Source organism: Actinomycetota bacterium, from assembly GCA_040755895.1.
Taxonomy (GTDB): domain Bacteria; phylum Actinomycetota; class Aquicultoria; order Subteraquimicrobiales; family Subteraquimicrobiaceae; genus Subteraquimicrobium.
The window spans coordinates 1-6,390 of sequence record JBFMAG010000042.1; the positions used below are offsets into that span (position 1 = coordinate 1).

General features: G+C 45.2%; 5 protein-coding genes. 2 read left to right on the plus strand and 3 right to left on the minus strand.

Translation table 11 applies throughout. The features are described 5' to 3' along the window. Together AB1466_01890 and AB1466_01895 are read left to right on the plus strand one after the other, a co-directional pair. On the plus strand, positions 1 to 1,285 hold a 1,285-nt coding region (locus tag AB1466_01890), incomplete at its 5' end, for an exonuclease SbcCD subunit D (protein MEW6188853.1). Next, entirely contained in the window at positions 1,221 to 3,947 is a 2,727-nt protein-coding gene (locus AB1466_01895; protein ID MEW6188854.1) for an SMC family ATPase, read from the plus strand. The genes AB1466_01890 and AB1466_01895, both read left to right, overlap by 65 nt. A gap of 4 nt (positions 3,948 to 3,951) precedes the next feature. On the opposite strand, the gene AB1466_01900 is transcribed toward AB1466_01895, so the two are convergent. The 3 genes from AB1466_01900 to hslO are packed head-to-tail and all read right to left on the minus strand — an operon-like array spanning position 3,952 to position 5,968. After that, on the minus strand, positions 3,952 to 4,407 hold the full coding sequence (locus tag AB1466_01900) for a hypothetical protein (GenBank protein ID MEW6188855.1): 456 nt from the start codon (positions 4,405 to 4,407) through the stop codon (positions 3,952 to 3,954). 10 nt (positions 4,408 to 4,417) lie between these two features. Next, a complete protein-coding gene (locus tag AB1466_01905) occupies positions 4,418 to 5,050 on the minus strand; it encodes a haloacid dehalogenase (protein ID MEW6188856.1) in 633 nt (210 codons plus the stop codon). Between the two features lie 18 nt (positions 5,051 to 5,068). Continuing rightward, complete coding sequence (gene hslO / locus AB1466_01910) at positions 5,069 to 5,968, minus strand: Hsp33 family molecular chaperone HslO (protein MEW6188857.1); 900 nt, start codon at positions 5,966 to 5,968, stop codon at positions 5,069 to 5,071. Positions 5,969 to 6,390 lie beyond the last annotated feature (422 nt).

Below are 6,390 nucleotides of genomic sequence, written 5' to 3' on the forward strand. Positions count from 1 at the left end.
ATCAATGAACTCAGTTAGGGTCCTGCACTTTGCTGATCTACATCTTGGAATGGAGAATTACGGCAAGATAGATTCCGCCACGGGACTCAATCAGCGCATTTTGGATTTCCTTAAATCCTTCTCTACCTGCGTGGATTACGCTCTCGAGAATGATATAGCTCTGGTCATCTTTGCGGGGGATGCTTATCGCACGAAAAACCCCTCCCCAACCCTACAAAGGGAGTTTGCAAAACAAATAAGGAGGCTCACCCGGGCAGGAATAAAAGTTCTGCTGTTGGTGGGAAACCATGATGTTCCAAATACCGAAAAATACGCACACTCCCTGGCGGTCTTCGATGCCCTTGAGGTAGAGGGGGTAATTGTGGCCAGAGACCCAAGGGTCCACATCATCGACACCCATCAAGGGAAAGTCCAGGTGGCAACCCTCCCCCACTTTCCCAAGAGCCAACTTCTAAAACTCGATGAATACAAGGATAAGACGGTCGAGGAGATAAATCAGATTATGGCCAAGGAGATCGAGTCATTTGTGGACCATCTAGCAGCCGAAGCGGGAAGAAATTCCGAAATTCCCTCGATACTTGCCGCTCACATCAGCGTATCCACGGCAAAGCTTGGCTCAGAGCAGAGCATCATGGTGGGAAATGACCTTACCATATTGCCCAGCGCTTTGCTTAAAGATGAATGGGATTATATCGCTTTGGGACATATCCACCGCCACCAAGTGTTGGAGGAATCGCCTCTCATGATCTACTCGGGAAGTATAGAGAGGATAGACTTCGGTGAAGAAAAGGAGGATAAGGGCTTCTGCGTCATTGATCTGCCCAAAAACCTACCTGCCGGCCGTGCCTACCGTAAGGCAGGCAGACACGGCGGTGCGACCTACAAATTCGAAAAAACACCGGCGAGAAGATTCTTAAGCCTTGATATCCAATGTCTTACGACCAATCCCACCTTGGAGGTCCTTAGGTCAATTGCCGAGCACGATGTCAAAGATACCGTGGTGAGGGTCAGGATAAAGGTTCCTTCGCACTTAAAACATTTGGTTCAAAGGGATGAAATTCACAAGGCACTTTCCTCCGCTCATTACGTTGCCTACGTGGATATAGAATCCGCGGGTGAAGATGTTCGAACGAGGAATCCCAACTTAACCGAGGCCGCAGGACCCCTCGTAGCCCTGGAAGAATACCTCTTATCAAGGGAAGACCTGAAAGAAAGAAGAGATGAGCTCCTTAAATTCGCTGGGGAGCTCATCAGCGAACTCCAGCAAGTCCAGACGAATCCTTGAGGAGTGCGATGAACTCATGATCCCAGTGGAACTTCGGCTGACCAACTTCATGAGCTACAAATACATGCCAGAACCATTGAGCTTTTCTAACATCCACACGGCTTGTCTTTCGGGTCCCAACGGACACGGCAAATCCGCTCTCCTCGATGCGATCACCTGGTGCCTCTGGGGAAGGGCTCGAGGAGTAGATAGGCGCGGATTGGGTGTCGATGATCTCATCCACCTCCACGAAGATCGCATGCAGGTCGAGTTCACCTTTGAACTTGAAAATCAAAGATACAGGGTCATTCGATCTCGAGCAAGGGCAGGACGGGGTTCAACGAGGTTGGAATTCCATATCTTGGATGCCCCGACCTCGTCGGGGCGGACATGGCGATCTTTGACCGCTGATACGATCCATGAGACCCAGGAGAAAATTGACAATATTCTGCGTATGGATTATGAAACCTTCGTTAATTCAGCCTTCATCCTCCAAGGCAAAGTCGATAGTTTTACCACCAAAAATCCCAACCAAAGGAAGGAAATCCTCGCAGATATCCTCGGTCTTTCCTTCTACGATGAACTGGAAGAGAGAGCAAAAGAACGCAAAAGGGAGCGAGAAAAGGATGTGCAAATCTCAAATGCCCAAATCCAAAGAATAGATGAGGAATTAGCCAAGGAAGATGAATATAAAAGGGGAATCGAATCTTTGACCCGCAAACTTGGGTGTCTTCAAGATGATATCGCCGTTAAAGAGGGAAATTTAGGACACTTAAGGGAACAAAAGGTGAAATTGGAGAGTAAAATTTCTCAACTAAAAGAGCTTAAGATGAGAATGTCCTCGACTCAGAAGGGGCTGGAAACCATCGAGACTCAAATTCAGCGATGCCGGACGGAGATCGAGCGAGCTCAGGAGCTCATCGCCGATGCAGAGCACATCAGGGAAGGCCATCGTGAGCTCAAAGATAAAAGAGTTCTCGAAGAAAAACTCGCCGAAAAAGCCCGCCGCCAAAATGAAATTCTAAGTGTCATGCGGGAGAAGGAGAAAACTTATGTCCAAAGCCGAAGCGCTCTCGAGACCAAGATCGAGAATTTAAAGAGAAAGGAGACGGAGCTTTCCCTCGATGCTTCGGGGATAAAAGCCCTGGAACAGAAATTGAAGAAAATCGAGGAAGAGTTAGCTCTCCTACAGGAAAAAGAGGAAAGGCTCGAGACTTTAAGAGAGGATTTTTTGAATTTTCAACGAAGAAAGTCGCAGTTAACAAGCGAGAATGAGACCTTAAAGGAAAAACTTAAGACCACCGAAGAAAAGATAGAACTGATGGAGAGCCAACCTGAAGCCTGCCTGCCCTACGGTAGGCACGGCCTGCCAAAGCCTGGGCATGGCAGGCGGGCTATGTGCCCCCTTTGCAAAAAGGAACTTACCGATGCAGAACGCGAGAATCTTCTAGACCAATTCAAAGAAGAATTAAAACAATGCCTCATTTCATTGAAGGATAATACCTCAACACTTGAGCAAATCGAGGAAAGACTTGAGGTCTTAGAAGAAGAAGGAAAGACCATCAAGAAAGATCTAGCGGTTAAAGAAGCAATCTTAAATGCGCGAACCGAAACGTGTATGCAACTTCAGAAGGCAAAAAAAGCGGAGGAGGCTTTGAAAACCTGCGCTTTAGAACGGGAAAATTTACAAAGGCAACTGGATACCGGGGAATTCGCCCAAGAGGCTTTAGCAAAGTTAAAAGAGTTTAAGACCGAGCTCAAAAAATTGAATTATAATCCCGATGAGCATCGGGACTTGAGAGAAAAAATTAAAGAACTTTTACCCTATGAGCAAAGAGTATTTGAGCTGGATAATGCCCTGGCAAAGATAGAATCCTTCAAGGAAACCCTGTACACCTTCGAATCACAAAAACAAGAAAAGATCGAGATTCTCAAAGGAGATAGAGAAAAAGAAACCCGGCTTCTCGAAGAGACAAGCCAATTACCCGAACTGGAAAGACAGATCATGTTCGGGGAGAAAGAACTTGAGGAATTAAAGAAAGCGGAAAGGGAATTCTCCAATCGAATCGCAATCAACCAAGAATTTTTGAAAAATTGCGAAAATAAGCTCGTAGAAAAAGGAGAGCTCGTTAAAGAGCGAGATCAAATCTTAAGCGAAATTGCCATCTACTCCGATCTGGCCACGGCCTTTGGCAAAAAGGGGATTCAGGCTCTCATCATCGAAAATGCCATTCCGGAGATTGAAGACGAAGCCAATAAACTTCTCCACAAGCTCACAAATGGACGATTTAATGTGCGGTTTAGAACTCAAAGGAATCAGAAAACAGGTGGTGTCATTGAAACCCTGGACCTAATCATTTCCGACGGAGAACTCGGTGATAGAAAATATGAGCTCTTCAGCGGCGGTGAGGCCTTCAGGATCAACTTCGCCATCAGGATTGCTTTATCCAAATTATTGGCCAAAAGAGCTGGCGCCAAGCTAGAAACCTTGGTCATCGATGAAGGTTTTGGTACACAAGACGACGAGGGTAGAGACAGACTCGTCGAAGCGATCTCTACAATAAAAGATGACTTCAAAAAGATAATCGTGGTCACACACTTGGAGGACTTAAGGGAAATGTTCCCCAACAGAATCGAAATCACCAAAAAACTTGGTCTTGGTTCAATAGCTAAGGTAATTTAGGATTCTATAATTTCCCCGATTTTTTAACCCAGGAAGGACAGGTCTTCTGAAGACCATGCTTACTATCGGAGACCTCAACTGGCGTCAAATTTAAATTACACTTTCCCGAAAAATGACGACAACTGAGACAGCCCGACCAGGAGATATGCCAAGGAATGGTCTTGAGATGGGCTAAATACTCTTTGAAATGTTGAGGCAACAAATCTTGAAATTTCTCTCGGGCCTCGATCATGCGATCAAAATCTATGGCCGAACATAATTCCGAGAGAAGGCAAAATCGAGCCAACAATTCAAGGCGCTTGGATTTATCTTGGTGCTTATTTAATTCAGTGACGAGTCCATCTATCTCCTTCTCCAAGATGGAAATTTGCTCCCCTACATCCTCGCTCTTCCTCGTGAGTTCCTTTTGAATTTTTCCTATTTTTTTCCAGCTTTCTGCCAATTCCTTCTCGATATCCAAAGAATATCCCTCACTTCTTCTTTAATCTCTCTTCCAATCTGGCAATCGATTTTTGGAGCTCGCTCTGGCGGAGCGCTGTGGTCAAATCGCCGCGCGTTTTCTGGATTACGGACCGGGCAATATCGGTGGTTCTTCTCAGGCCACAGGTAATAGCCTCTGGGTAATCGAATGAAACCAAGACATAGTACAGATCATCCATGACTTTAAGCAATTCTTCACCCCGCTTGAGATCACCCTCCCTAATGATGTCCAAAATATGTCTTCGTAGCTCCCCGATCGCTTCGCCCAACCCATTAAGAAATTGTGGGTACCCAACGCCAATCTCATCCGGAACGGGCAGGGGTTCCCCATGAATTAGAGCTAAAGTGATCATGGCCTCAGCGTACTCCTTTTGGGCATCTTGAAAAAATCCAGCGTAATAGATATCTTTGTGCTCCTTGAGTAAATTCTCAGCTTTATCCAAAGCCTCCCTCACTTCAGCAAGCAACTTCTCTGCCTCTCGAAGTTCTCCCCGATGAATGGCTCTGATGGCATTACTGGAAGCTATGATGGCTTGACGAGAAAAGGAAAGTGCTTTTTCCCTGGCTAAATTCTTGGAGTCGAAATTCTCCCGAATCTTTGTACATATTTGCATTAAATTCATGAATATTCCCCCTTAAGACTAATGAATTTTATGAGGACCTTTCCTTCGCTTCACTTCAGTTAAAATATCCCTCAATTCTAAAAGGCTAAAAACATATTCTTCATTACAGAAATTGCACCACATCTCCACCTCTCGTTTTTTGAACAACATATCCTCAACTTCCTTTATGCCCAAAGCAATTAGAGCCTCTCTGCACCTCTCCTTTGAGCACCTACATTTAAATTGAATGTTCTTTATCTGATTGATATTCAAAGTAAAACCCCTCAGCACTTTCTGTAGCATCCCTTCAGGTGTTTTCTCCTCGAGAAGAAGCTGGCTACAGGAGGGCAAATTTTCCAAATTTTCCTCGATCTCACCGATGACTTCCTCACTCACGCCAGCCACAGGCTGAATGAGAAATCCCCCTGCGACTTTAACGGAGTTATCCTCATTAACCATGACACCCAAGGCAGTCGCCGATGGTTGCTGTTCCGAAACGGCGAAATAATGGGTGATATCCCTGGCAATTTCTCCCGAAACCAGGGGCACACATCCCGTATAGGGTTCTTTCAAACCTAAATCCTTAACCACACAAAGCACTCCTTCTTTCCCCATAGCCCTGGCCACATCCAACTTTCCTCCTCGAATCGGAAGGTGAATATGAGGTCTTCTTACAAAGCCGCGGACATTCCCCCCTGCATCCGCCTCGACCACTATTTCCTCCAAAGGTCCATTACACAAAATCTGGATTGTCAGCTTTTGGGGAGTCTGCAGTAAACTGCCCATCAATACTCCAGCGGTGAGAGTCCGACCCAAAGCGGCGGTTGCCGTGGGATAAGTCCTATGTTTTCTTCGGGCTTCTTCCACCAAATTTGTAGTTATGGCGGCTACCGCTCCCAAACCTTCAGGGGTAACGGCTCTCACTAAATAATCCCTCAAATACATCCCCACTTTTCAACTAAATTAAGTCATTTGTGCCCTAGACATAATTCCAAAAAGTAAGTTAGACGAATTATGTCTAGGCTATAAGTCGTTTGTATCATATTTTACCTCATATCATTGATCCCTTGAAGAAATTCCTGGATCAAGGGGCTCAAAGGATTATAGATAAAAGAAAATCCCATCCGAATAGGATGGAACATTAAGGCCCCAAATAGCTTTGGCTTCTATCTTTCGAGTTTCCCCTACTCAATATTTGCCTCCACTACTTGGGGCCAATTGTAAACATACCACGCCGCATGACTCTTGTCAAGAAAATTCACAAATATTTTTTCTTGCACTTTCTCTCCCTTTCCATATATGCTAAACATTACCAATTTTAAATCCAAAATTTAAAAATCAAAATGCAAAACGACCTTGAT